At 37.9% G+C, this 25,294-nt stretch carries 19 protein-coding genes; 3 read left to right on the top strand and 16 right to left on the bottom strand.

Going from position 1 to position 25,294, the window contains the following annotated elements:
- Nucleotides 1–109 precede the first annotated feature (109 nt).
- The 4 genes from ACEN36_RS07440 to ACEN36_RS07455 form a co-directional block, all read right to left on the bottom strand.
- A complete protein-coding gene (locus ACEN36_RS07440) occupies nt 110–4,447 on the bottom strand; it encodes a PolC-type DNA polymerase III (RefSeq protein WP_407126277.1) in 4,338 nt (1,445 codons plus the stop codon).
- 160 nt (nt 4,448–4,607) lie between these two features.
- Entirely contained in the window at nt 4,608–5,879 is a 1,272-nt protein-coding gene (gene rseP / locus ACEN36_RS07445; protein WP_407126278.1) for an RIP metalloprotease RseP, read from the bottom strand.
- A 47-nt stretch (nt 5,880–5,926) separates the two neighbouring features.
- On the bottom strand, nt 5,927–6,712 hold the full coding sequence (locus tag ACEN36_RS07450; RefSeq protein WP_407097580.1) for a phosphatidate cytidylyltransferase: 786 nt from the start codon (nt 6,710–6,712) through the stop codon (nt 5,927–5,929).
- A gap of 32 nt (nt 6,713–6,744) precedes the next feature.
- Complete coding sequence (locus ACEN36_RS07455; RefSeq protein ID WP_407097588.1) at nt 6,745–7,506, bottom strand: isoprenyl transferase; 762 nt, start codon at nt 7,504–7,506, stop codon at nt 6,745–6,747.
- Between the two features lie 373 nt (nt 7,507–7,879).
- Here ACEN36_RS07455 and ACEN36_RS07460 point away from each other — a divergent pair, with 373 nt between their 5' ends.
- Nucleotides 7,880–8,011, top strand: a complete 132-nt coding sequence (locus tag ACEN36_RS07460) for a hypothetical protein (protein WP_407097579.1) — start codon at nt 7,880–7,882, stop codon at nt 8,009–8,011.
- 74 nt (nt 8,012–8,085) lie between these two features.
- Here the strand turns inward: ACEN36_RS07460 and frr are convergent, their stop codons facing one another.
- From frr to ACEN36_RS07495, 7 genes are all read right to left on the bottom strand, one after another.
- Nucleotides 8,086–8,643 carry a ribosome recycling factor gene (gene frr / locus ACEN36_RS07465; RefSeq protein WP_407097578.1) on the bottom strand — a complete coding sequence of 186 codons (558 nt, stop codon included), beginning with the start codon at nt 8,641–8,643 and terminating at the stop codon, nt 8,086–8,088.
- The gene (gene pyrH, locus ACEN36_RS07470) at nt 8,640–9,371 is read right to left on the bottom strand and encodes a UMP kinase (RefSeq protein WP_407097577.1); all 732 of its coding nucleotides are present in this window, start codon (nt 9,369–9,371) and stop codon (nt 8,640–8,642) included. The genes frr and pyrH overlap by 4 nt, the downstream gene beginning before the upstream one ends.
- 187 nt (nt 9,372–9,558) lie before the next feature.
- Nucleotides 9,559–10,440 (bottom strand): translation elongation factor Ts, encoded by an 882-nt coding sequence (tsf, locus tag ACEN36_RS07475; protein WP_407097576.1) that lies wholly within the window; start codon nt 10,438–10,440, stop codon nt 9,559–9,561.
- Nucleotides 10,441–10,596: 156 nt separating this feature from the next.
- Nucleotides 10,597–11,385 carry a 30S ribosomal protein S2 gene (gene rpsB, locus ACEN36_RS07480; protein WP_407097575.1) on the bottom strand — a complete coding sequence of 263 codons (789 nt, stop codon included), beginning with the start codon at nt 11,383–11,385 and terminating at the stop codon, nt 10,597–10,599.
- Nucleotides 11,386–11,598: 213 nt separating this feature from the next.
- Nucleotides 11,599–14,835, bottom strand: coding sequence for an SNF2 helicase associated domain-containing protein (locus tag ACEN36_RS07485; protein WP_407126280.1), 3,237 nt, complete (start codon nt 14,833–14,835; stop codon nt 11,599–11,601).
- A gap of 144 nt (nt 14,836–14,979) precedes the next feature.
- Nucleotides 14,980–18,129 (bottom strand): AAA family ATPase, encoded by a 3,150-nt coding sequence (locus ACEN36_RS07490; RefSeq protein WP_407126282.1) that lies wholly within the window; start codon nt 18,127–18,129, stop codon nt 14,980–14,982.
- Nucleotides 18,130–19,272: an exonuclease SbcCD subunit D gene (locus ACEN36_RS07495; RefSeq protein ID WP_407126283.1), complete on the bottom strand. Its 1,143-nt coding sequence runs from the start codon at nt 19,270–19,272 to the stop codon at nt 18,130–18,132. It abuts the gene before it with no gap.
- A 208-nt stretch (nt 19,273–19,480) separates the two neighbouring features.
- On the opposite strand from ACEN36_RS07495, the gene ACEN36_RS07500 reads away from it, so the two are divergent.
- Complete coding sequence (locus tag ACEN36_RS07500) at nt 19,481–20,098, top strand: lysophospholipid acyltransferase family protein (protein ID WP_407097226.1); 618 nt, start codon at nt 19,481–19,483, stop codon at nt 20,096–20,098.
- A gap of 227 nt (nt 20,099–20,325) precedes the next feature.
- On the opposite strand, the gene ACEN36_RS07505 is transcribed toward ACEN36_RS07500, so the two are convergent.
- The 3 genes from ACEN36_RS07505 to ACEN36_RS07515 form a co-directional block, all read right to left on the bottom strand.
- Nucleotides 20,326–20,562: a YneF family protein gene (locus tag ACEN36_RS07505; RefSeq protein ID WP_407097225.1), complete on the bottom strand. Its 237-nt coding sequence runs from the start codon at nt 20,560–20,562 to the stop codon at nt 20,326–20,328.
- A gap of 180 nt (nt 20,563–20,742) precedes the next feature.
- Nucleotides 20,743–22,737, bottom strand: a complete 1,995-nt coding sequence (gene tkt / locus ACEN36_RS07510) for a transketolase (RefSeq protein ID WP_407097224.1) — start codon at nt 22,735–22,737, stop codon at nt 20,743–20,745.
- A 102-nt stretch (nt 22,738–22,839) separates the two neighbouring features.
- Nucleotides 22,840–23,082: a DUF896 family protein gene (locus tag ACEN36_RS07515; protein ID WP_407097228.1), complete on the bottom strand. Its 243-nt coding sequence runs from the start codon at nt 23,080–23,082 to the stop codon at nt 22,840–22,842.
- A 228-nt stretch (nt 23,083–23,310) separates the two neighbouring features.
- On the opposite strand from ACEN36_RS07515, the gene lexA reads away from it, so the two are divergent.
- Nucleotides 23,311–23,934, top strand: a complete 624-nt coding sequence (gene lexA / locus ACEN36_RS07520) for a transcriptional repressor LexA (protein WP_407097223.1) — start codon at nt 23,311–23,313, stop codon at nt 23,932–23,934.
- A 57-nt stretch (nt 23,935–23,991) separates the two neighbouring features.
- Here lexA and ACEN36_RS07525 read toward each other — a convergent pair whose 3' ends face one another.
- Nucleotides 23,992–24,630, bottom strand: coding sequence for a DUF3885 domain-containing protein (locus ACEN36_RS07525; protein WP_407126284.1), 639 nt, complete (start codon nt 24,628–24,630; stop codon nt 23,992–23,994).
- 129 nt (nt 24,631–24,759) lie between these two features.
- Nucleotides 24,760–25,272: an adenine phosphoribosyltransferase gene (locus ACEN36_RS07530; protein WP_407097221.1), complete on the bottom strand. Its 513-nt coding sequence runs from the start codon at nt 25,270–25,272 to the stop codon at nt 24,760–24,762.
- Between the last annotated feature and the right edge of the window lie 22 nt (nt 25,273–25,294).

Genomic DNA, 25,294 nt, shown 5'->3' on the forward strand with positions numbered 1-25,294 from the left:
GCTCACTCTAACAGAATATCTAAACACACTTGAAATAGTACCACAAAATCAAGCAAGACGCAAACAAACAGCACCTTTCATGCTCCAAGGAGTTTAAATAATTGACTGATTACATCATATCAAATAAAGACAATTGATTTTCGTCAGGCAATCCTTTTAAAACACCATTTTCATTCATGTATTCAATGACCGTTTTTGAAACTTTCCCTCTTCTTGATAAATCTTCCTTAGATAAAAAGGGTTTTTCCTCTCGTGCCACAACGATTTGTTGCGCTACGTTCGCACCTAAACTGGGTACAGCTCTGAAGGGAGCAATCAGTGTATTTCCATTGATCACAAAATCTTTGGCATCTGATTTGTCTAAATCAACCATTTTGAAATCAAAACCACGTTCGACCATTTCATTTGCCAACTCTAAAACAGTGAGCAAACTCTTATCTTTAGCGGAAGCATCTAAACCTTTATCGGTGATTTCCTTAATTTTTACTTTGATGGCTTCTTTCCCCTGTGACATGGCGACTAAATCAAAGTCGTTTGCTCTCACAGAGAAATAAGCTGCATAATACAAGATCGGAAAATGAACTTTGTAATATGCTACCCGTAAAGCCATCAGTACATAAGCTGCAGCATGGGCTTTAGGAAACATATACTTGATCTTCAAACAAGACTCAATGTACCATTCCGCAATCCCTTCATCACGCATCGTTTGTTGCCAATCATCTGGGATTCCTTTTCCTTTACGCACGTGCTCCATAATTTGGAACGATAAACCTGCTTCCAATCCATTATGAATAAGGTAAACCATAATATCATCACGACATCCAATAACTTCAGATAAGGGAATATTGTGGTTTCGAATCAATTCTTCCGCATTTCCCAACCAAACGTCTGTCCCATGAGAAAGACCAGAGATCTGCAACAATTCAGCGAATGTATTAGGTCTTGTCTCTTCCAACATCCCCCGAACAAATCGAGTTCCAAATTCAGGTATGCCAAGCGTTCCGGTCTTAGAAAGAATTTGATCTGGTAAAACCCCTAAAACATCTGTTCCTTGGAATATTTTCATCACTTCTGGATCATCAGTTGGAATGGTTTTTGGATCTATTCCAGACAGATCTTGCAGCATTCGAATCACTGTCGGATCATCATGTCCCAGAATATCAAGTTTCAAGACATTATCATGAATCGAGTGGAAATCAAAATGCGTCGTACGCCATTCTGAATCTTGATCATCTGCTGGGAACTGCACTGGAGTAAAATCATACACATCCATATAATCCGGAATAACGATTATCCCCCCTGGGTGCTGACCAGTTGTTTTCTTGACCCCGGAAGAGCCTTTTGCTAAACGATCGATCTCAGCCGCACGAAGGTTCTGGTTGGTGTCTCTTTCATACCCTTTTACATAACCATAAGCGGTACGATCGGCCACCGTACTGATTGTTCCAGCACGGAAAACATACTCTTCCCCAAACAATACTTTGGTGTAATCATGAGCTTTTGCTTGATAATCACCTGAAAAGTTCAAATCGATATCGGGAACTTTGTCTCCGTTAAACCCTAAAAAAGTTTCAAAGGGAATGTCATGTCCGTCTTTATGCAATCGAACTCCGCAATTTGGGCACATTTTTTCAGGTAAATCAAACCCGGATCCTACTGAACCATCTTCGAAGAACTCAGAATACTTGCAATCTGGACAACGGTAATGTGGAGGCATCGGATTTACTTCTGTGATTCCCGTCATCGTAGCTACAAAGCTGGATCCTACTGAACCCCGAGATCCCACTAGATAACCTTCAGAGACACTTTTGTGGACTAATTTTTGGGAGATCAAGTAGATCACTGAGAAACCATTTCCAATAATACTTGTCAATTCTTTTTCTAATCGTTTCTCGATTATTTCAGGCAGCGGATCACCATATAAACGGTGAGCTTCATCATAACTCAGTTTTCGAATCTCTTCTTCTGAACCTGGTATTTTTGGTGTGTATAAGTCCGTTTTTACAGGAGTGATATCACCGTCCACTAGATCAGCAATTTTATTAGTATTGGTCACGACTATTTCATGTGCTTTCTCTTTACCGATAAACGCAAAAGCATCCAACATTTCTGTCGTCGTTCTAAAGTGAACTTGCGGCAATTCAGCTCTATTTAATTCCGATGCTCCTCCTAAAGAATGGACCAATATTTTACGGTATACAGCATCTTCGGGATTTAAATAGTGAGCATTTCCTGTAGCAGTGACCGGCTTGTTCAGCTCTTCTCCTATTTGGAGTAAATTGCGGATAATTTCTTCTAAATCTTTTTCATTGCGCACTAATTCTCGTTCAATCAATGGAGCATAGACTTCTTTAGGCATAATTTCGATGTAATCATAAAAACGGGCTTTCTTTTTAGCTTCATCGTATCCTTTTTGCATCATTGCTTCAAAAACTTCTCCATTGCTGCAAGCAGAACCGATAATCAATCCTTCTCGATATTTTGTCAATTCTGAACGCGGAATTCTTGGCGTACGGAAAAAGTATTGTACGTTAGATAAGGTAACCAGTTTAAACAGATTCTTAAGACCTTCTTGGGTCGTCGCTAGTATCGTAGCGTGGAATGGACGTGCTCTTTTATAAGCATCTCCTTCACCAATTTTACTATTCAATTGATTATGATTGACGATCTGATGTTCTTCTTCGGCTTCTTTTAAGAACATCCAGCATAAATGAGCGGTTGTTTCAGAATCATAAATAGCTCGGTGATGCTGTTCTAAAGCTACACCATACTTTTTAGCCAAAGTGTTCAATCGATGGCTTTTAAATTGCGGGTGTAAAAAGCGCGACAATTCCAAGGTATCAATAACCGGATTTGCAGCCTCAGGGAGGTGATGACGAGTGTATCCCGTATTCAAGAAACCCATATCAAAACTAGCATTGTGTGCTACCAGAATGGACCCTTCCGCAAAATCACTGAATAATTTCAACACTTCTTCTTCCGTTTTTGATCCTCGAACCATATCATCCGTGATTCCAGTTAAATTGATTGTTGTTTGAGATAACCGATGACCAGGATCAATGAATTGTTCAAAAGTCTCCGTAATGTTTCCTTTGTACATTTTAACGGCAGATAATTCAATAATTTTATCGTACACAGCAGATAGTCCAGTGGTCTCTACGTCAAATACCACGTAAGTCGCTTCAGCTAAGTTTGCATCAGCAGGATTATAGGCAATATCCACGCCATCATCTACCACATTGGCTTCAATCCCATATAAGATCTTCACACCATGTTTCTGACCAGCACTATATGCATCCGGGAAACCTTGTGCTCCTGAATGGTCTGTCAGCGCAATCGCCTTATGTCCCCATTTTGCAGCTTGTTCTACATAATCCGCTATATTATTCGTAGCGTCCATCGTACTCATATTGCTGTGCACATGCAATTCTACCCGCTTATCGCCTTCAGGAGCCTTGTCTTTACGACTTTCATGACTAACTTGGGCTAAATCTTGGGCATTCATGACCAAATCTCTCATGTACGTATCTTCTTGAATACCACCGCGAGCTTTGAACCACATTCCTTTTTTGATGGCTGCAAAAGCCGCTTCATCTTCAGGTGTATTTGAAAATTTCTTGATGGAAAATGATGAAGTATAGTCTGTCATTTTAATGGTCAATAATTGTCTGCCGGAACGCAATTCACGAATCTCTGTATCAAATACATACCCTTCGATAGTCACGCGTCTTTCTTCTTCAAGAATCTCACTCATTTGCTTCACTTCTTCAGAGTCAGCAATTTTTCTTCCTAATAAGATGGGCCCTGTTATAGGCTGCAGCTCTTTGTTCGCTTGTCTTTCTTTCTCAGCTTTTTGAATGTTTTCAGCAGCTCGTTGAGCTAATAAATCATCAGCTTCTTCTTTTTTAGCTTTAAATTCATGTATTTTTTGTTCATAAGCTTCTTGGTCAACCATAGGTTCAATTTTAAAATTCGGAAAACCCATTTGTTGATAAGCTTCTTCTACTGGAGGTAAGTACATATTTTTCAAATGCCCTTTGACGATGTCGTTTTCAACTAAAAAGTGCACTTTACGTTCTTGAATAATTGGAAACTGATCTCTAAAGGGCTGATCACAAATGGGCGAAGAAACTTTACTTTTCTTCACAGCAGTAGACCAGTAGTTTTCCAATTTTTCTATGGTCAACTTAGGTTTTGTTGTTTGAATCGTTACCTCAATTGCTGCAATGGAAGTAAACGCCAGTTGCATTGACTCTAGTAAATTTTGATAAACCTCAAACGGCAAAATATCTTCGAATTGAAAATCAAATTGCCATATTTTTGATGCTTTATGAACCGTAACTTTTTGAATTCTGCCATTTGCAAAATATGGACGGTACTCGACTTTGTGGTGCAACCCAATTTGTTCTAACAATTGGTGAAACAAATTTTCTTGATCTAAACTCATTAGTCCATCCCTTCCTCTATATCATGCCTGCAAGGTAGTTGACAATAGAAAAATGATAGAATGCAAGCAACATCAATAAATGATGTAATCTGTTTTCTATCATTTTTCATCTGATTTTTACCCTCTAAACGCTCAACCGTTGAAGAGCTCTCTGTTTAGTTTACAGGAAATACCGTTGGATGTCATTCCACGTTACAGCTAACATCAGCAGCAATAACAATCCAACACCAATTAATGTGATTATACTTTCTTTTTCTTCGCTTAATGGTTTCCCGCGAACACCTTCCACAATGTTCAATAGTAGTTTACCGCCATCTAAAGCTGGGATAGGCATCAAGTTAATGATCCCTAAATTGACACTCAAAAAGGCCAACCAATTTAAAATACCTATAAACCCAGTTGAAACTACAGCTTCAGTCGTTGCATAAATCGCTACAGGCCCTCCAAACATATCTACTGAAAATCCAGAAGTAAACATGGAGCCAAATACTGCAAAGATTTGACTGGCTACTGACCAAGTTTGGGTAAATCCTGAACTGATTTTCCCTAAAACAGAAGTATCCTGGTATGGTTCCACACCGATCAATCCGATTGCAGTTCCATCTGCTGATTCACTAGCTTCCGGAACAATAGACAATTCTTCACTAGAACCATCTTCATGTTGAACTGTAACGACCAATTCTTCTTCTGGACTTTGTTGAATCACTTGTTGCATATTTACCCAAGAATCAATGGATTCGCCATTAATTTCTTGAATCAAATCTCCAGAAGCTAGACCAGATTCTTCTGCAACACTATCCGGTAAGACATTTCCAATTTGGCTTTCGGTAGTGTAAACTCCGCCTTGTATAAAGGCTAACAGAATAAATGCCACAATGGCTAATATAATATTGTTCATCGGTCCTGCAAAATTTGTCATCATTCGTTGCGGTAAACTTGCAGACTGGAATTGAACATCCAGCGGAGCTATTTGAACTTCCGTCCCATCTTCCTCAATCATTAAAGCGTCTCTTTTGACCGAGTAGCGTACGGTCTCATCTGATTCACCATTCACATAACCTTCTACAAACAACTCTTTTTCTAAATCAATGCTGACAACTTCAATCGGAGTAGCATTGACCAACTGTTTCTTTTTAGACGTATTGATCGTAGTAACTTCGCCGTTTTCGTCTAATACCAAACCAACTGGCGTCCCAGGTTTGATTTCGACATCTTCTTCATAACCAGCCATTCGAACGTATCCGCCGACTGGTAATATCCGTACAGTATAAGTGGTTTCATTTTTACGGTAAGAAAAAATTTTCGGACCAAACCCAATGGCAAATTCTCTTACAAGAATACCTGACTTTTTAGCAAAATAATAATGGCCGTACTCGTGAAAAACAACTAATATACTGAATACAATGATAAATGTAATAATTGTCGTTACCATTCGTTCGCTCCTCTACTATACGTCTTCATATCTTTCTAAAGTAGTGCTTAAATCAAACCGACTATGCTTAAGATAGGAAATACAAACAACATACTGTCAAAACGGTCCAATACACCACCATGTCCTGGGAAGATATTGCCAGAATCCTTGATACCGTAATACCGTTTAAAGGCTGATTCTACTAAATCTCCTAATTGGCCTGCCATAGACAACAACAGCATCAAAATCAGAGACCAAAAAAACGGCATGCTTAAAGGTACAAAATAAAGATAAACAGCTGCTACTAAAACAGCTGTTACTGTTCCGCCTACAGACCCTTCGATCGTTTTGTTGGGACTGATATTTGGAGCCAGTTTATTTTTGCCGATTTTCCGACCAATCAAATAAGCAAAAATATCGGTTGCCCAAATGGTCACCAACACTAAAATCAGTAACCCTAGTCCGCTATCCCGCGTTTCCAGTAAAGATCTAAAACCAATTCCGATATAAAGTATCCCTAAAATAGACACTGCCGCATCGTCAAAAGAAAAATCATTTTTTGAGAAAACAGTACAAACCAATAAGATCACAGTGGCTAGATGGATAAACGTTTCTGAACTAAATCCTTGTGGCAGTATCCCTACTAACTCTTGTGCAAAAATAAACCCCATTAAGGCAATTGTAGAAATCAATCCTTCTACAGAAAAAATAGAGTTGCCCTTCATTCTAAATAACTCAAATAATCCAATAATCGCTAAAAGTGCAATTGTAATTCCTAACAACCATCCACCGACATACACTACGGGTATAAAAATGGCCGCCATCACTAAAGCAGTGATAATTCTTTGTTTCACAATATTTCCTCCTAAACTTCACTAAGAGTTTCTTAAACTCCACCAAATCGACGTTGTCTTTTTTGGTATACGGCCAAAGCTTCATCAAAAGCTTTTTCATTAAAATCTGGCCAAGCAAGCGATGAAAAATAAAATTCGCTGTATGCATTTTGCCAGAGCATAAAATTACTGATTCTTTCTTCTCCGCTGGTGCGTATCATATAATCTACTTCTTGATATTCCCCCAGTACAGAACTCATTAAATACTGTTCGAAATCTTCTTCAGTTACTTTATGAAGGTTTTTCTTTCCTGCTGCAATATCTTTGGCTAACTCTTTTGAAGCAGCTAAAATTTCACTTCTGCCACCATAATTTACAGCAAAATTTAATATCATCCCAGTATTTCCTGCTGTTTCTTGTATAGCATTTTCCATTACTTTTTTCGTTTTTCGAGGCAACTTATCCGGGATACCGATCATAGTCACTTTAATATTCGCTTCCATGATTTCTGGCATAAAAGTATCAAAAAATTCAACCGGCAGCTGCATTAAATAATTCACTTCATCCAACGGCCGCTTCCAATTTTCAGTAGAAAACGCGTAAACCGTTAATGCTTTGACACCTCGTTTATTGGCATGCTTTGCGATTGTCTTCACTTGATCCATACCTGCTTTGTGTCCTAAAGAACGTTTTAACCCTCTACTTTTAGCCCAACGTCCATTTCCATCCATAATAACAGCAACATGGTTAGGTATGCTGCCTTCTTGTGAGAAGATTCCCTCTTCTGTATAACTTTCTTTTTCTTGATTACTCATTGCGATTTGACCGCCCTTCACTAACAAACTTTCCTCTTCCTATTGTAGCAAATCATTGTTTAAAATCCTATGAGTTTAAAGAAAAAATAACATTTTGCCAAAAGAAAGAAGGTGTATTTTGGCTATTTTGAACGTTTTTTCTAAAAAAAGAGTCGTAGCCTGTACACGCGTTATATAAGGCAGCTACCATGTCTATAGTCTAAACGTCTGGCCGCCTTATCTTCTGTTGTAAATGATTTACTTCATGCTCTTTCGTAGCCGCGTGAGCTAAACGCCTCACTTCAGGCTCTGAGTATATGTTTCGATTCTATTTTGTTCGAGTGTTATACTATATGTAGCAATAAATAGTTTTAAAAACTAAGGGGGCTATTTTATGAAGAGAAAAATTGTGCAATTTATTGTAGGATTGATCCTTTCAGCCGTTGCAGCAAAAGTAACTTCATTGATTTTAGGCGATGACACTAAGAAAGAACCTAAAAAAGCAAGCTTTTTAGATTTTAACTAAACAAAAGCAGCATTTCTCTATACCGGTTTGGTGAAAGAGGCATGCTGCTTTTTGCATTGGTTTTAAAAGAAGAATTACCCTTCGATGAGTTCTTTTTCTTTTTCAGCTGCTATTTTATCTAACTCGATTACACTGTTGTCTGTTATCTTTTGAACTTCGCCTTCAAAATAGTGTTGATCATCAAGAGTGATGTCACCATTTTTTTCAGCTTTTTTCAAATCGTCCATAGCATCACGGCGGATGTTGCGTACAGAAATTTTAGCATTTTCAGCTTCTTTACCTACTTGTTTAGCTAATTCCTTACGACGTTCAGTAGTTAATTGAGGCACTACCAGACGAATCACGTTTCCATCGGTTGATGGGCTGATGCCGATATCGCTCTGCATGATGGCACGTTCAACATCTTTGATAGAAGACTTGTCAAACGGTGTAATCATTAAAACGCGAGGCTCTGGAACATTGATTTGAGCTAATTGGTTCAACGGTGTTGGTATGCCGTAGTATTCAACTTGAATACGGTCCAATAAACTTGGATTAGCGCGTCCAGCACGGATCGCACCCAATTCACGTTGCAACGATTGCTCAGTTTTCGTCATTCTTTCTCTTGTCTCTTTCAATAATTGTTCACTCATTGTACTTTCCCCCTAACAGTAGTTCCAATCACTTCTCCTAGAACTACTCGTTTAATATTTCCTGTTTCGTTCAAATTAAACACCACTAAAGGAATATCGTTATCCATACTTAGTGAGCTGGCTGTTGTATCCATAACTTGTAATCCTTTATTGATAATATCTAAGTGAGTCAACTCATCAAATTTAACGGCTTCTTTATCCAATTTTGGATCAGCTGAATACACACCATCAACATTATTTTTAGCCATCAAAATAACATCTGCTTCAATTTCCGCAGCACGTAATGCTGAAGTAGTATCCGTTGAAAAATATGGATTTCCTGTACCACCAGCGAAAATGACCACTCGGCCTTTTTCTAGATGACGCATGGCTTTTCTGCGGATATAAGGTTCCGCGATTTGACGCATTTCAATTGAAGTTTGAACTCTGGTTGGGACTCCTTCATTTTCCAAGCAATCTTGTAAAGCTAAAGCATTCATCACCGTTGCAAGCATACCCATATAGTCTGCTTGTGCACGTTCCATGCCCATTTCTTCCCCGATTTTTCCACGCCAGATATTTCCGCCACCGACCACGATAGCAATTTCAATGCCTAAATCGTGAACTTCTTGGATTTCTTTACAAATTTCTTGGATAGTTGGCGGTTTTATTCCAAACCCAGAATCTCCAGCCAATGCTTCACCGCTCAGTTTAAGTACAATTCTCTTATACTTTGGTTCCTTCTTCACATTCATTACCTCCATTGGCTATTTACTCTCATATTTTAGCATACTCTATGAAAAACTTCATCCTGATTATACCACATACCGTATACAGTTCTCACTTTTAAGCAGCTTTTTTTAATTCTTGGCTATTGTACAGACAAAACCATACAAAAATAGAGAGGATAATAGTACTCCTCTCTATAAAAATGTTTTATTTTTTAACTTGACTCATTACTTCGTCTGCAAAATTTTCTTGACGTTTTTCGATTCCTTCTCCAACTTCAAAGCGAGCAAATCCTTTTACAGAAGCGCCATTAGCTTTCAAGTAGTCCCCAACAGTTTGATCTGGGTCTTTAACGAATGGTTGGTCTACTAAACTGATTTCTGACAACCATTTGCTTAAACGGCCTTTGATCATTTTTTCAACGATGTTAGCTGGTTTGCCTTCATTTAAAGCTTGTTCAGTCAACACTTTTGTTTCATGATCGATTTTTTCAGCTGGTACTTCTTCACGAGTCGTGTATAGTGGGTTGATAGCTGCGATGTGCATAGCAATGTCACGCGCTACTTCTTCTTTATCAGTACCTTCTAATTGTACTAATACACCGATACGTCCGCCCATGTGCAAGTATGAACCGAATACTTCGTTGTCCGCTTTTTCAAAGCGTACAAAACGACGCAAGCTGATTTTTTCACCGATAGTCGTTGTAGCAGAAATAATTTCTGATTCAATTGTACCTTCACCGGCAGTTAATTTGTTTGCATCTTCTAATGATACTGGATTTCCGTTAGCGATGACTTCTGTAATATCACGTACTAAGTTTTGGAATTTTTCGTTTTTAGAAACAAAGTCAGTTTCTGAATTGATTTCTGTTAAGGCAGCAATATTGCCATCAGTGTAAACACCAGTTAACCCTTCAGCAGCAACACGGTCTGCTTTTTTAGCAGCTTTTGCCATACCGTTTTCTCTTAGGTGATCTACTGCAGCGTCCATATCTCCATCAACGGCTACCAATGCTTTTTTAGCATCCATCATTCCAACACCCGTCATATCACGTAATTCTTTAACTAAAGCAGCTGTTACTTTTGCCATTTTATTCGTCCTCCTAAATGCTGTTTGTCTCTATTTTAATTTTTTTGAGGTTTATTGTAAAAAAAACTGTCTCAAAAAAAGGAAATGACGCCGCTTTGTAAAAAGTCGCTATTCACTTCTCACTTTTATCGAGACAGCTTTTATAAGGTTTATTGATTATTCAGCGTTGTCGCCTTCAACAACTTCTACGATTTCTTCGATAGAAGCAGTTTCAGTTGATTCTGGAGCTTCAGCTGTGAAAGTTTCTTCAACAACTTCGTCTTCGCCTTGGTTTCCTTCGATCATAGCGTCAGCCATTTTTGAAGTGATTAATTTAACTGCACGAATAGCATCATCGTTAGATGGAATGATTACATCGATTTCATCTGGATCACAGTTAGTATCAACCATAGCTACGATAGGAATGTTCAATTTGTGAGCTTCTTGAATTGCGATACGTTCTTTACGAGGGTCAACTACGAACATAACGTCTGGAATTCTAGGCATATCTTTGATTCCGCCTAAGAATTTTTCTAAACGGTCACGTTCTTTGATTAAGATACCCACTTCTTTTTTAGGAAGTAATTCAAAAGTTCCGTCTGCTTCCATTTTATCAATATCTTTCAAACGTTTGATACGTTTTTGGATAGTATCCCAGTTAGTTAAAGTTCCGCCTAACCAACGGTGGTTAACGAAAAATTGACCAGAACGTTGAGCTTCTTCTTTAATAGATTCTTGTGCTTGTTTTTTAGTTCCAACGAAAAGAGCGATCCCGCCATTTTCTGCTACATCTCTTACATATTTGTAAGCTGTATCTGCTAATTTAACTGTTTTTTGCAAGTCAATGATGTAGATACCGTTTCTTTCTGTAAAGATGTATTTCTTCATTTTTGGGTTCCAACGACGTGTTTGGTGTCCAAAATGAACTCCTGCTTCTAGCAATTGTTTCATAGAAATTACTGCCATGATTGTGTTCCTCCATTTGGTTTTTGTATTTATCCCTCCCTCAAAATCAACTGCAGGGAAACTTAAGTAAACTTAAGCACCTTCCGATGCATCCTTTGAGGTGTGATATAGTTGATGCTTTTAGCACCGTCTTATATTATACGATCAATTTCTGTATAATGCAAGAAAAAATTCAACAACACATCGAATGTAATGTGTTGTTGAATTTTATGTTTACAGAGACTCCATTCCAACGCTGAGGATTTCTCGTATATCTTGTTCAGTCAATTGATTTGCTGAACGTTTGTCCCCGTGATCTTCTGTAATGACTTGATCAAACAAGGATTTCTTTTCTTGTTGCAAAGCATTGATCTTTTCTTCGATCGTTCCTTCCGCAATCAAGCGCCATACTTCTACGACGTTCTTTTGGCCAATCCGATGAGCTCTGCCGGCAGCTTGTTCTTCTACAGCTGGGTTCCACCAGAGATCATATAAGATGACTGTGTCGGCGCCAGTTAAATTCAAACCGGTTCCTCCAGCTTTCAACGAAATCAAAAAGATCGATTTTTCACCGTCGTTGAACTGATTGACCATATTGATCCGTTCAACAGGTTTTGTTTTTCCGCTCAAATAGAAGCTGGAAATGTTTTCTTTAGCCAATTCAGCTTCAATGATATCCAACATCGAAGTAAATTGAGAGAAAATCAGAATACGTTTATTATTCTCCAACGCATTTGAAACAATCTCTTTTAATTGCAGCAGTTTACCAGATTCCCCTTCATAATCATCTATGAATAATCGTGGATCACAGCAAATTTGGCGCAAGCGAGTGAGTGAAGCCAAAATAGCGATACGATTCTTTTTGAAATCATCTCCGCTCATTCCCTGCACCGTTTGTTGAATTTGTTGCAAGTACGCTAAGTAAACTGTTTTCTGCTCTTTAGTCAGCGTACTGAACATGTTGGTCTCGATTTTTTCCGGCAATTCTTTCAATACATCTTTTTTGACCCTTCTTAGTACAAAAGGCTGGATCATTTTAGCGATTTTTTCATTGGACATTCCCTTGAATTTTTTAATAGACGGGAAAAATCCTGGCATAATCAATTGAAAGATCGCCCATAATTCTTCGATCTTGTTCTCAATCGGCGTCCCGCTTAAGGCGAATTTTCTAGGTACCGAAAGACTTCTTAAGGCTTGAGAAGTCTTGGTATGGTAGTTTTTCACCATTTGAGATTCATCCATCACTAATGTACTAAAGGATTGTTTTTTGTACAGCTCAACATCCTGACGGAAACTTTGGTAAGAAGTAATGAGGACATCATTGTTTTCAACGTCTTGGATTTGATGTTCTCGTTCTTCGATGCTTCCTGTGACAACAGCCGCTCTAATACTTGGAGCAAATTTTTTCAATTCATGGAACCAGTTGTACGTTAAAGATGCAGGAGCAATAATCAGAAACGGATTCTTTTCGCCCTGCTCAATTTCAGACTGGATATAGGTAATGACTTGGAGCGTTTTCCCCAGCCCCATGTCATCTGCTAAAATCCCGCCAAAACCATATTTCGACAACATCTTGAGCCATTTAAACCCAGTTGTTTGGTATGATCTTAATTCTCCATTTAACTGTTCTGGGAGTTCGGCCTCAATAGACTGAGGCTGATTTAGATCTTGGACCATTTGCTGGAATTTTTTTGACAAGACGGGTTGAACATCGCCTTCTTTTTCTAGAAGATGAGATAGTTCCAATCCGCGGTAACTTGGGATAGTCACCCCTCCGTTCTGGAAATCTTTAGAACTCCGCAGTTCATTTAGAACCCGGCTGATTTGTTGAAGTTCGTCTGATTCCAATGACAGTAATTTTCCATTTTCTAATTTATGGAAACTTTTTCTGTCCATTAAACTTTGCAATACTTGATTGACTTCATCTTTACTGATGCCTTTAATGTCAAATCGGATATCTAATAAACCGCCCTCTTGTTGGATGTCTACGTTTGTATCCGAATCTATTTGATCCAAGAAGATGCTGTCTAAACTATCGTTGATGTAAACTTCTGCTGATTCTTCCAGCAAGGGAATCTCCTTAGTAAAGAATTCATAGAATTTTTCATCTTGTACTAAGCGTTTAGTGTAGTCTTTTTCTTGACGTTTGTAGCCTAATTCGTTCAATAAATTTAAGGTTTGAATTTCTTTTTTACTGTCTCGAATGACTTGAACTTTTTCTTCAGGCAATTGATTTTCGTTCGGATCAGTAGACAGCACCATATGGCGGTAGTTAAATTCTACTACTGCATGCAGTTCCTCGTTTTCATAGGTGAAGTAAATACACGTCTTCAAAGGTTCATGAATAAAGGTGTTTTCCACTTCTTCAGACATGTGCACCGGTGCTAACTTAGAAAGCATTGGCAAAACATAAGCTGTAAAGTCCGGCATGTCTTCTTGCTGGATCTCAATACCGTCTCCTTCATGCCTTTGTAAGAAAGATTGCAAAGGTTGGATGGCTTTTACTTGTTCACGAGTCGGATCGTAAATCGTATCTTGAACAATGTACCAATGGTAATCTTTCAAGTAAACATCTGTATTGTCATCAATACTTAAAGAGATATTGCCTTCATGATCATTCAATTCAAATTGATAGGGAATCTGTCCTTCGACAAAAGTGATCCGAGAGTAATGTGCTCCCTTGATATCAAATTGCATATTAGTCGTTTCTTGGTATTGTTCTATAAATCTTTTTGTAAAAGAAGGTGTTAATACAAAATAACGTTTATTATTAAAAATTGATTTAGCCTCTGTATAATTTCCTCGAACAAAAAATTGAGACTCCATTTCTGCATACAATTCATTCATTACTTTTTCATCAGCAGCTTCCAATTCAACCGTTTTGAAATTTACCCATTGATTAGCTTTATATTCAAATTTGTCTTTGTTCATAAAAGCTGTTAAAAAAGCTTGTGTATCTTTAATGACATATAATTTATCTGTGCCAGCTCGCAAACTGACCACTAATACTTCTCCAGAATGGCGCACTAATGCCGTGCTTTCTGGTTTATGCTCTATTCTAAATTCCAGCTTAAAAGGTTGACTTTCTTTTTTCTCCGCAGCATACAAACTGGTTGTATCGTCTAAAAATTGTCTTGAAAATAATACTGTCAGCTCTTTTCCAGGGTTGAGAGAATTTTTCGCAACCTTTTCAGCATTTTCAGGTGTCATAATTCTGCTGATTTGACGATCTTTCAATTCTAACTCAACTGCAACCGTGTGTTTACAGTATCCATGATTTTTCCAATAATCGCATTCGCAAAAATCTTGTTCTCGCGTTGTTCCGTCTAATTCCACATGGTAACGATCATCGTCCAACACATCAGCTGTCCACATTTTTTCTTCGATTGAAGCATTTACAGAAAGAACTCGTTTTTCATCCACCAAATTTCTTCCTACTTCAATCAATCGTTCAGGTATACTCCACTTCACGAAACCAACCTACTTTCTAGCCGTTTTTCCAAAAAAATTGTTCTTCCAATAATTATCGAACAAAATTCTCCATCTATCTATTTTACGTTATCTTTTCAAAAAAAGAAACAGTAATGTATTTGATTTGTTGTTTAACTGGTTCAGTTAAGCATGTACTGCAGACAATTGACTTTTTCCGGTACCTAATGCATGAACCAGAATTTTATCCGGTATTCGGTCTTTTAATTCTTTGACATGACTGATGATTCCTACCAATTTCCCATCGCCATCAATTTGCATCAACGCTTCAATCGCTTGATCTAATGCATCTTCATCTAACGAACCAAAACCTTCATCAATAAAAATCGCTTCAATTTGTACTCCACCGGATTGACGCTGTACAACATCTGACAGAGATAAAGCCAATGAAAGCGCTGCAGTAAAACTTTCCCCACCAGAAAGCGTTCCTACATTTCGAATCCCTCCAGCATGATCATCATAAATATTGATCTCTAGACCTGTTCGGTTTTTATATGAACCATCTTCTCGATTCAGATCAAATAAGTAGCGATTGTTCGAAAGCTTTTGTAAGCGTTGGTTGGCCAGCATCAAGACTTCTTCTAAGAAGTAAGACAACACATAGCGTTCAAAACCTAGTTTACTATTTCCTGAATCACCGTTAGCCACATCAGATAGGGTTGCGATCTCCAGATAAAGATCCATATTTTTCTGATGTGCATCCAAAATAGACTGACTCGTTTTCAGTACACTCTTATTTTGAGCGAAATGGTCTAACAGAACTGCTTTTTCTTCCGCTTTTTGCGTCTTTCTTTCACTTAACAGATCGTACTGTTCTTTTGCTTCTTTTAATTTTGGAAGAGGTTTGCCCTCTAACTTCTGTGTATTAAGTTCCAAGTTGTGTTGAACATTATAGTAAGTCTTTTCAAAATGATTGATCTCATTCCGCCAATCACTGATATAGGAACTATTCGCCAACTGCTTTTCTACTTCTTCCATGGCAGTAAAAGAACTTTCTTCTAGTATCTGTGTTAATTGCTTCGTTAGTACTTGTTGTTTCTCTTGTTCCAAAGAGATTGTTTCGGAGATGGAACGCAATGTATAGCGCACCTGTTCTTGTATTTTTTCAGCCGTTGTATGGTTTTTTCCAGCTTCTTCATACCGCTTATCCCAATTGTTTATAGCCTTAGTTCCAGCTTCTACTTCTGCGGCATAGCGTTCAGTATCCAAATATTCTTCAGGGATTTCTTGACTCAGTTGTTTCAACTGTCCTTTTAGTTCACTCCATCGATTCCATTCTAGTTGAAGATTTGTTTCAACGAGTGTAAGTTTTTCTTGGATCTCAGCTATTTCATGCTCAAAGTGCATTTTCTTTTCTTCATGACTGGCTTGAGAAGCTAACTGAATGTCAATAGCTCCTATTTGCTCATTTAGACCGCGTATCAGTTCCATCAGTTCTGTCTTCTGCTCATGGAGCTCTTTTTGTTTTAACGGTAAATGAGAGGATTGTTCTTGCCAATAATCAAGCTTTTGATCTAATGATTGCGTCAACTCTTTCTCAGATGCTTCTAACTGGTCGATTTGCTGAGAGAGCACTTCAATTTCAGCTTGATGCGTAGTAACATGCTTCTCTTTTTCTTCTAAGCTCATCTCCAATTCAACAGCTGACTGGGTAGGATTTTCACTATTCATGCTGTGCAGAGGATGTTCCGTTGAACCACACACAGGACAGGGTTCTCCTTCAATCAGTTCTTCCGCTAATTTTTGGATCTGCACTTTAGCCCAATCACTTTTTACTGCTTTGTATTGTTTGACAGCTGCTTCCAACATTACAGCAACTTCGTTTTTACGAACGGTTTTCTCGCCTAATTCGGTTCTAAGGTGATTCTTTTGGGTATCGAGTTGAAGGACTTCTTGCAGCATACTTTGAGCCTTTTCAACTCTTTGAAGCTCGTCTTTCAACACATACAACTGGCTTTTTTGTTCTTTTAATGCCTCTAATACCTGATTTAATTTATCTTTTTCATAGATCAGCTCTTCTTGATCTGAAGTCAGTTTTTTGAGTTTGGCTTGAAGCTGTTGAACCACTATTTCTTGTTCTTTGTTTTGCTGCTCACTGGTTGTATAGGTTTCAATCGATTGTTTTAAGTGTGTCAATCTGATCAATTGTTCTTTACGCTGCTCTTGCTGTGCTTTTTCTTCTTCCAAATGTTCCTTTTGTTGAGTTGCTTTTTCTACATTTTCTTGAGCCGTTCGAAGCTCATCCAAAGCAGCAGTATGTTTTTGCTCAGCAACAGCAAGGGTTTGTCTGTTTTCCTTTAATTGAAACAGTAAGGGTTCAAAGGTTTTAGCTTCTTCAAATGATTTTATCGTGTGGTGAAGTTCAGTGATACGAAGTTGTTCTTTATTCAAGTCTGCTAAAGCAGCAGTCAAGTCTGCTTTTTCGGTCAATAACTGTTGGATCGTTTGTTGTTCTATTAAAAAGTTGTTGGCTTGTGTAGTCTTTTTCATCAAATCAGCTATAGCACTGTCTAAGGCTGCTAAAATAGTGGTCCTATTTTGTTGGTCTTCTTTTAATTGTTCGATTTCTACTTTCATGCCTTCAAAGCCGGTCAAGTCAGAAACTGGTTTCTCATCAAGCCAATGCGCTCTGCTTAAAGCAGATTCCAATTCTTTCTCCTTTTCCAACAGCTTAACGTGCATCCCTTTTTTCTTCTCTTTTAATTTTTCGCTAAATTGCCGGTAGATTCCAGTTCCAAAAAGTTTTCTTAAAATGTTTTCTTTATCTCCGCTGTCTGCATTCAAAAAACGTCGGAATTCACCTTGAGGGATCATCACGATTTGGCGAAATTGATCACAAGTCAATTGCACCACTTCTTCGATCAAAGCATCTACTTCACTGATTTTGCTGACTTGCTGAAGTTCAGTTCCGTCTTCACTAAAAACTCGAATCGATGCTTTTGCCGGCACATCACGAGTCCCATCGCCCTTTAACTTTAGAAGAGTTTGAGCAGGACTGCGAACGATCTCATACAATTTGTTTTGTGCATGAAAGGTAAACGACACACTGGTTATTTCTTTAGCATTGGCAAATGTCGAGCGCATTTCTTTCGGCTCACGATTTGATCCATTCGTTTTTCCAAACAGCGCAAAACAGATCCCGTCAAATAAAGTTGTTTTCCCAGAACCGGTTTTTCCTGCAATCAAAAAGATATTGTTTCCATAAAAGTTGGAAAAATCGATTGTTTCATCCATATAAGGACCAAAAGCTTTGAGTGTCAATGATTGTGGGCGCATTTAATCCTCCTCCTTTTGAAATTCTTCAAATAATGATTCAACTAGTTTCACTTGTTTAGGCGTTAACGGTTCCTGCATGATCTCTTCAAAATATTGTCCAAACAATACATTCGGAGCTGAGGCAGTGGGCAGTTCTTTTTTAGCTTGTTTCATCCCAGAAAGCAAACCTTTCTGATTGACTCTTTCCATCCCAATAACATTAGGATACACTTCTCTCAAACGATTCATTGCATTGGGCAGCATGACGGTGTCTTTTAATTTAATATAAATAAATTGGTCTCGTTTCACATTTTGATAGTAGGATTCATCCATTAACGTCGCAAAAGCCTCTTCCAATACGAGAATGTCACGCGTTGGCTGAACGGTATGGAAGCTTTGCTCGTTGATTCCTTCGTCGTCTAGTTCTATGATGCGAAAACCTTTTTGTTGATCGGCTTCTGAAACCGAGTATTTTAATAAACTGCCAGAATACCGCACTGATTCATGACTCAGCGCATTGGGGAGGTGCAAATGTCCTAAGGCGACATAGGTAAAGTCTTTAAACACACCTGCAGACACATTATCTAGACCACCGACTGTTGATTCTGTTTCAGAATCAGTTCTTAAACTGCCTGTCACAAAAAAATGTGAGATCAATACTTGATTTTTTGCAGAATCAAATTGCTCAATCATTTTATTTACTATCTTTTGAACCGCTCGTTCAGGGGTGTCCAGTGTTTCATCTTCAAAATACAACCGTGCATCAATCGGATCAAAATAAGGCAGCAAAAAAAATTGCGTATTGCCTAATGTAACTGGATTGAATACAGCATCATTGATTTTAGTCTGTACATGTAAGTTAGCTTGTTTAAACCATTGACTTCCGGATTCTAAACGAGTAGCGGAATCATGATTTCCAGAAATGGCTAAAACAGGAATCTGTTCTGTCAAATTCATATCAATCAACATTTGATTCAATACACTCACTGCCTCAGCAGGTGGTACAGCGCGGTCAAACAAATCTCCTGCGATTACAATAGCATCTACTTTTTCACTTTTAGCAGTTTCCAATAATTGCTCAAACACTTCACGTTGTTCCGCCAGCAATTGAAATCCATGAAGCTTTTTCCCAATGTGCCAATCTCCTGTATGTATGAACTTCATTTTCAGTCCTCCTATTTGTGTTTTTATCTTATCTAGTATACCAAAATAATCGCTGTCTCTCGAACAGCTTTTTGATATAAATGAGTCTTTTCTATTTTTTACTAAAATAAAATTAGTCCAACAATAAAAGTTGTTGCGAAATTTATCGTTTTCAATCATACTAATAAAGAAGTGTCAGAGAAGTTATTTATGAAAGGATTGAACAAACGTGTTTTTTAGAATATTACGAGCTGTTGTCCGTGTGTTAGTCTTTATACTGAACGGGAATGCTCATTACCAACAAAGAGACAAATTACCTCAAAATGAATCGTATATTTTAATCGCTCCGCATCGTACTTGGATCGACCCGGTTTACTTAGCCTTAGGAGCGAATAAAACGGAATTTGCTTTCATGGCTAAAAAAGAACTCTTTAAAAACCCCGTACTAGGATGGATTATTCGTAATGCGAATGCTTTTCCTGTTGATAGACAAAATCCTGGCCCTAGTGCTATTAAAAAGCCGGTCAAAATACTGAAAGAAGGAAAACTCAGTTTGGCTATGTTTCCAACGGGGACTAGACACTCCGCTGAACTAAAAGGTGGAGCTCCTACAATTGCAAAATTAAGCGGCGTCCCAATGGTCCCAGCAGTGTATCAAGGACCATTAACCTTAACTGACTTGATCAAACGAAAAAAAGTTATTGTTCGCTTTGGAGATCCTATTTATGTGGACCGTAAAACAAAATTAAACAAAGAAAACTTGTCTTTGATCGAGACTCAGATCCAAAGTGCATTTGATCAATTAGACAAAGAAATTGATCCTACTTATCGTTACGAATACAAATAATGAACTAAAGAAAAGAGATGTGCCGTTTTATACCGGCGCATCTCTTTTTGTATACAATTCATTTTAAAAAAGTTCTTTCTCTTCTAATGTTGGCAGAGAAATGTATTTTTAAAAGGTTTAGCATTAAAAAGAACGGTATTTTCTACTTACCAATGTCAAATACTGTAGAACCAAAAAAACGAACAGAATGTTCTTCTGTCCGCTTCGTTTATTAAGTAAAAAAATGTTTATTTTTTCTTGTTTTGTTTCTCAGATTGTACTTTCATAGATGCCATCATTTGTTTGATTTTCTTTTCAGATGGTTTTTGTCCCATTTGCATCATCATCATGCGTAACATGTCTTCATTGACTGGCGGATTTTTTTGGAAATAATCCATCATGTATTTTCTAGATATAAAGAATCCTCCAACTAAACCAGCAAGTAAAGCAATTATAATTAAAACGATTGCTAACATTACGTTCATTGTACCTTTCACTCCTTTCAATACCTCTCAGTTGTTAATTGTACTAAAAAAAATGAAAAAAATAAATAGCAATCATTTCTTTTACGTATTCGCACTCTTCTTTTAACAGCTCTTAAAAAGGCGGAAGCTGTACAAAACGAATCATTTTGTACAGCTTCCGCCTCAAAAAATTATTCATTTTTAAAGAGTATTAAATACCTCTACAATATTTTCTGTGGTAAAACCGTAATTTTTAATGACCGTTTCGCCAGGAGCACTTGCACCGTATTTGTCGATTCCAACAGTCGCTCCATCTAGGCCAACATAACGTTCCCAACCAAAAGTAGCTCCCATTTCAATCGAAACGCGTTTGCGTACTTCTTTCGGCAAGACACTTTCTTTATAAGCCGCATCTTGTTTTTCAAATAAATCAAAGCTTGGCATAGAAACGACTGATACGTCTTTTCCTTGAGCTTTCAATTCTTTTTGAGCTTCCAATGCTAATGCCACTTCAGAACCTGTAGCCATTAGGATACCTTCAGGTTGTTCTCCCTCTTGTGGTGAAAGAACATAAGCACCCTTTTGAACATTTTCGCGTGCCATTTCTTTGGTTTTTGGTAAAACCGGCAAGTTTTGACGACTCAACACCAACATTGTTGGGTGATCAGTTGATTTCAGTGCAATCTCCCAAGCAGCTGTGACTTCATTTCCATCAGCCGGACGAAGAACAGTCAAGTTTGGCATACTGCGTAAGCTTGAAAGGTGCTCTACTGGTTCATGAGTAGGACCATCTTCACCAACTGCTACTGAATCATGTGTAAACACATACGTTACAGGCAACTTAGAAATAGCCGCCAAACGAACTGCAGCTCTTAAATAATCTGTAAAGACAAAGAATGTTCCTACATAAGTTTTTGTACCACCGTGCAGCATAATTCCGTTAGCAGCAGCCGTCATGGCGAATTCACGAACACCATACCAAATGTTGCGTCCTTCGTATTGACCAGCTTGAAAATCAGTGACATTATCAATCATCGTGTTGTTCGATGAAGACAAGTCAGCTGAACCGCCCCAGAAATTCGGAACATTTTTAGCAATAGCATTCAAAGTATCGCTACCTGATTTACGAGAAGCTACAGCCGCATCGCCTTCTTCGTATACAGGCAAATCTTTGTCCCACCCTTCAGGTAAATCGCCGTTAAATCCTGCCTCAAATTGTTGAGCTAATTCAGGGAATTCTTGACGGTAAGCTTCAAAAGCTTTTTCCCATTCTGTTTCAGCTTCTTCGCCTGGTGTAACCATTGTTTCTTCAAAACGAGCTTGAGCTTCAACCGGCACGTAGAAGTCTTCCCCTTCCCAACCGTAAGCTTTTTTAGTCGCTTCTACTCCTTCGATACCTAATGGGGCACCATGAACTTTGTGTGATCCTGCGTTAGGAGCACCAAATCCGATAACGGTCTTCACTTCGATCAATGTAGGTTGATCTGAATTAGCTTTTGCTTTTTCAATCGCTGCATTGATTTCTTCTAAATCATTTCCATCTTTTACTAAAATGTGTTCCCAACCATAAGCTTCGAAACGTTGACCAACGTTTTCTGTAAAGGCTTTTGATGTAGGCCCATCTAAAGAAATGTCATTTGAATCGTATAGAACGACCAATTTGCCTAATTTCAAGTGTCCAGCTAAACTCGCTGCTTCTGCTGATATACCTTCCATTAAATCTCCATCACCACATAAAGCATAAGTATAGTGATCCACAATGCTGTGACCTTCTTTATTGTAAGTAGCTGCTAAGTGAGCTTCAGCCATGGCCATACCTACACTATTGGCAATTCCTTGTCCAAGAGGACCGGTTGTTGCTTCTACACCATCTGTATAGTGTACTTCTGGATGTCCTGGAGTTTTACTTTCCCATTGACGGAAACTCTTTAAATCACCAATTGAAACTTTGTATCCTGCCAAATGCAGCATGCTGTACAACATCATGGATCCATGACCTGCAGAAAGTACAAAGCGGTCGCGGTCGACCCAGTGGGAATTTTTTGGATTGGCTTTTAAGTGCTTTGTCCATAACACATATGCCATTGGTGCAGCACCCATAGGTAATCCAGGGTGACCGGAGTTGGCTTTTTGAACTCCGTCAATGCTTAACGTACGAATGGTATCTACAGCTAATTGATCTACTTTATCGAACAAAAAATATCATTCCTTTCAAATTTCAAGCTTATTAAACTGCTTACATTGCTTCTATATCATACCATTTTTTTGTAAACAAATGGGAACTATTTCGAATTTTTTTTATCTGCCATGCAGACCTTTATCTTTTTGAATTTTCTTGACTTTATCAGGCGTTACATCGTTTCCTTCTTCGTCAACCACTTTCATGCCTTCAATATGGTTTCTCATTCCACCTCTGAAAGCTGTTAGATAATCTTCACGCAATTTTTTTTGTTCTACTTGTTCCGAAAGAGTTAGACCTTCTTCTGTTTTTGATTTTTTAGCTAACTCATTGATCCGGTTTATTTCTTCTTTTGATAACATTATCTTCATCCTTTCTACTTCCTTAACCAATATACCAAAAATGACTAAAAAATACAGCTGGATTGTCTGTTGATTCGATCTTCTATATGTTATACCGACGATAAAATGACATTATAACTCAACAACTGGTCATTATCTTCAAAAAAGGCGAACGTTTGTTTGAAAAAAGGATTCGTTTATGCTATTCTAACAGTAAGAGTAAATAAGAATTGAGGTGTTTATAAAATGATGAAAAAATCACCAGCGTCTAGACAAATTGAAGTTTTACAATACATTTATGAACAAGTAAAAGAGAAAGGTTTCCCGCCGACTGTTAGAGAGATTGGTCAAGCAGTATCGTTGTCCTCTACATCAACTGTTCATGGACATTTATCTCGTTTGGAAAAAAACGGCTTTATTCATCGCGATCCGAGTAAACCTAGAACTATTGAATTGACAACTGCCGGTTTATCTCAATTAGGAGTTGGTTTAAATAAAATTCCTTTATTGGGTACCGTTACAGCTGGAGAGCCGATATTAGCTGTAGAAGAAGCGACAGATTTTTTCCCTATCCCACCCAGTTTAGAGTATGAAAATGGTTCATTGTTTATGTTGACCATTCGAGGAGAAAGTATGATCAACGCTGGGATTCTTGATGGAGACGAAGTTATCGTCCGTAAACAATCCAGTGCGGATAACGGCGACATTGTCATTGCAATGACAACTGAAGATGAAGCTACATGCAAACGATTCTTTATCGAACAAGATCATTACAGACTACAACCAGAAAACGATACTATGAGCCCGATCATCTTACAAGAAGTATCTATTTTAGGAAAAGTTGTCGGTCTTTATCGAAGCCATGTTTTATAAACAAAAAAGAGATTGTTTCAAAAATCGAGTGGGACTCGCTTTTTGGACAATCTCTTTTTATTCGAATAGTTTATCTATTTCAACTCTGTCATAATCTAAAATCCAGTCACTATATTTTGTATAGATCTCTTTTATTGCTGCAGGCGAAGTTGCCAATACATCACAACCTCTATCATCATAAGTATGGAAAATCGTTTTTTTCTGGATATTTATCACGTAAACATTATGAGAAATACTCGGATTAAAGCCTAAATCTTGGTTGCAAACAGCTTTCAGCAAGGCAACATGGTTTAAATCCATTGTTTTGCATGTTAAAGTAAATCTGTTGGTTTTACGTGTGCCATCCTCATCGTCTTCTGGAAAAATAAAAGGCAATTCTTGATGTTTTAAGCTGTAGAACAATGATTTTTTTATGTACGGAGAAAAATTCTGTAACTGACGTTTCAGTTTTTTTCTTACGTCAAAGTTGTTCATATCCATCACAACAAAAATATCATCTGTTGGTGAATGCAACGATTCAAATAAAGTAATTGCTCTATTATAACATCCTAATACATACAAGTTGTTTGAAGAATCAAAGAACCATTCCTTTTCTAGGCCAAGTTCAAAACGAATCCCAATACCCCAATTATAAAACAAAGGTGGTCTCAGCTGAAGATTGGGGTAATTTTCGTGCATAAAATTATTCAAGTTCATCTAATCACCTCATATGCACTAGTTATACAGTACTTTTTTTCTTCCGTCCGCTTTCAACAAATTCTTTCCATATTCCTTAAACAACACATAAAGAACTATCTCAACAGGAGATAGTTCTTTATGTGTTGATCAATATTCTGCTAAAGCAAGGATATCATAGCCTTTGATTTTTTCGCGGCCTTTTAGATCTTTTAACTCTACAATAAAAGCTGTTCCCACAACTACTCCACCTAAAGATTCAATCAATTCGATGGTTGCAGCAATCGTTCCGCCAGTAGCTAATAAATCATCACACACCAATACTTTTTGCCCTGGTTTGATGCTGTCTTTATGCAATTGCAGCGTATCTTTCCCGTATTCCAAACCATAAGTAACCTCTACGGTTTCACGAGGCAATTTGCCTTTTTTACGAGCTGGAGCAAAGCCGATTCCCATTTGATAGGCAACTGGACATCCGACAATAAATCCGCGAGCTTCAGGACCTACGATCATTTCTACACCTTTATCTTTAGCATATGCTACGATTTCATTTGTTGCAAAACGGTATGCCTCTCCATCTGCCATTAATGGTGAAATATCTCTAAAAATAATCCCTTCTTCAGGAAAATTTTCTACATCAGAAATATATTTTTTTAAATCCATTCTTTTTGTCCTCCGTTCACCA

The organism is Desemzia sp. FAM 23989 (assembly GCF_045528345.1).
In the GTDB taxonomy this organism is placed as follows: Bacteria; Bacillota; Bacilli; order Lactobacillales; family Carnobacteriaceae; genus Desemzia.

Coding starts and splice junctions, on each gene's coding strand:
- tsf (WP_407097576.1), bottom strand. CDS start 10,440: ATGGCAAAAGTAACAGCTGCTTTAGTTAAAGAATTACGTGATATGACG.
- ACEN36_RS07440 (WP_407126277.1), bottom strand. CDS start 4,447: ATGAGTTTAGATCAAGAAAATTTGTTTCACCAATTGTTAGAACAAATT.
- ACEN36_RS07490 (WP_407126282.1), bottom strand. CDS start 18,129: ATGCGCCCACAATCATTGACACTCAAAGCTTTTGGTCCTTATATGGAT.
- lexA (WP_407097223.1), top strand. CDS start 23,311: ATGAAAAAATCACCAGCGTCTAGACAAATTGAAGTTTTACAATACATT.
- ACEN36_RS07495 (WP_407126283.1), bottom strand. CDS start 19,272: ATGAAGTTCATACATACAGGAGATTGGCACATTGGGAAAAAGCTTCAT.
- ACEN36_RS07525 (WP_407126284.1), bottom strand. CDS start 24,630: ATGAACTTGAATAATTTTATGCACGAAAATTACCCCAATCTTCAGCTG.
- ACEN36_RS07505 (WP_407097225.1), bottom strand. CDS start 20,562: ATGAACGTAATGTTAGCAATCGTTTTAATTATAATTGCTTTACTTGCT.
- frr (WP_407097578.1), bottom strand. CDS start 8,643: ATGAGTGAACAATTATTGAAAGAGACAAGAGAAAGAATGACGAAAACT.
- ACEN36_RS07455 (WP_407097588.1), bottom strand. CDS start 7,506: ATGAGTAATCAAGAAAAAGAAAGTTATACAGAAGAGGGAATCTTCTCA.
- ACEN36_RS07530 (WP_407097221.1), bottom strand. CDS start 25,272: ATGGATTTAAAAAAATATATTTCTGATGTAGAAAATTTTCCTGAAGAA.
- ACEN36_RS07460 (WP_407097579.1), top strand. CDS start 7,880: ATGAAGAGAAAAATTGTGCAATTTATTGTAGGATTGATCCTTTCAGCC.
- rseP (WP_407126278.1), bottom strand. CDS start 5,879: ATGGTAACGACAATTATTACATTTATCATTGTATTCAGTATATTAGTT.
- ACEN36_RS07515 (WP_407097228.1), bottom strand. CDS start 23,082: ATGTTATCAAAAGAAGAAATAAACCGGATCAATGAGTTAGCTAAAAAA.
- rpsB (WP_407097575.1), bottom strand. CDS start 11,385: ATGGCAGTAATTTCTATGAAACAATTGCTAGAAGCAGGAGTTCATTTT.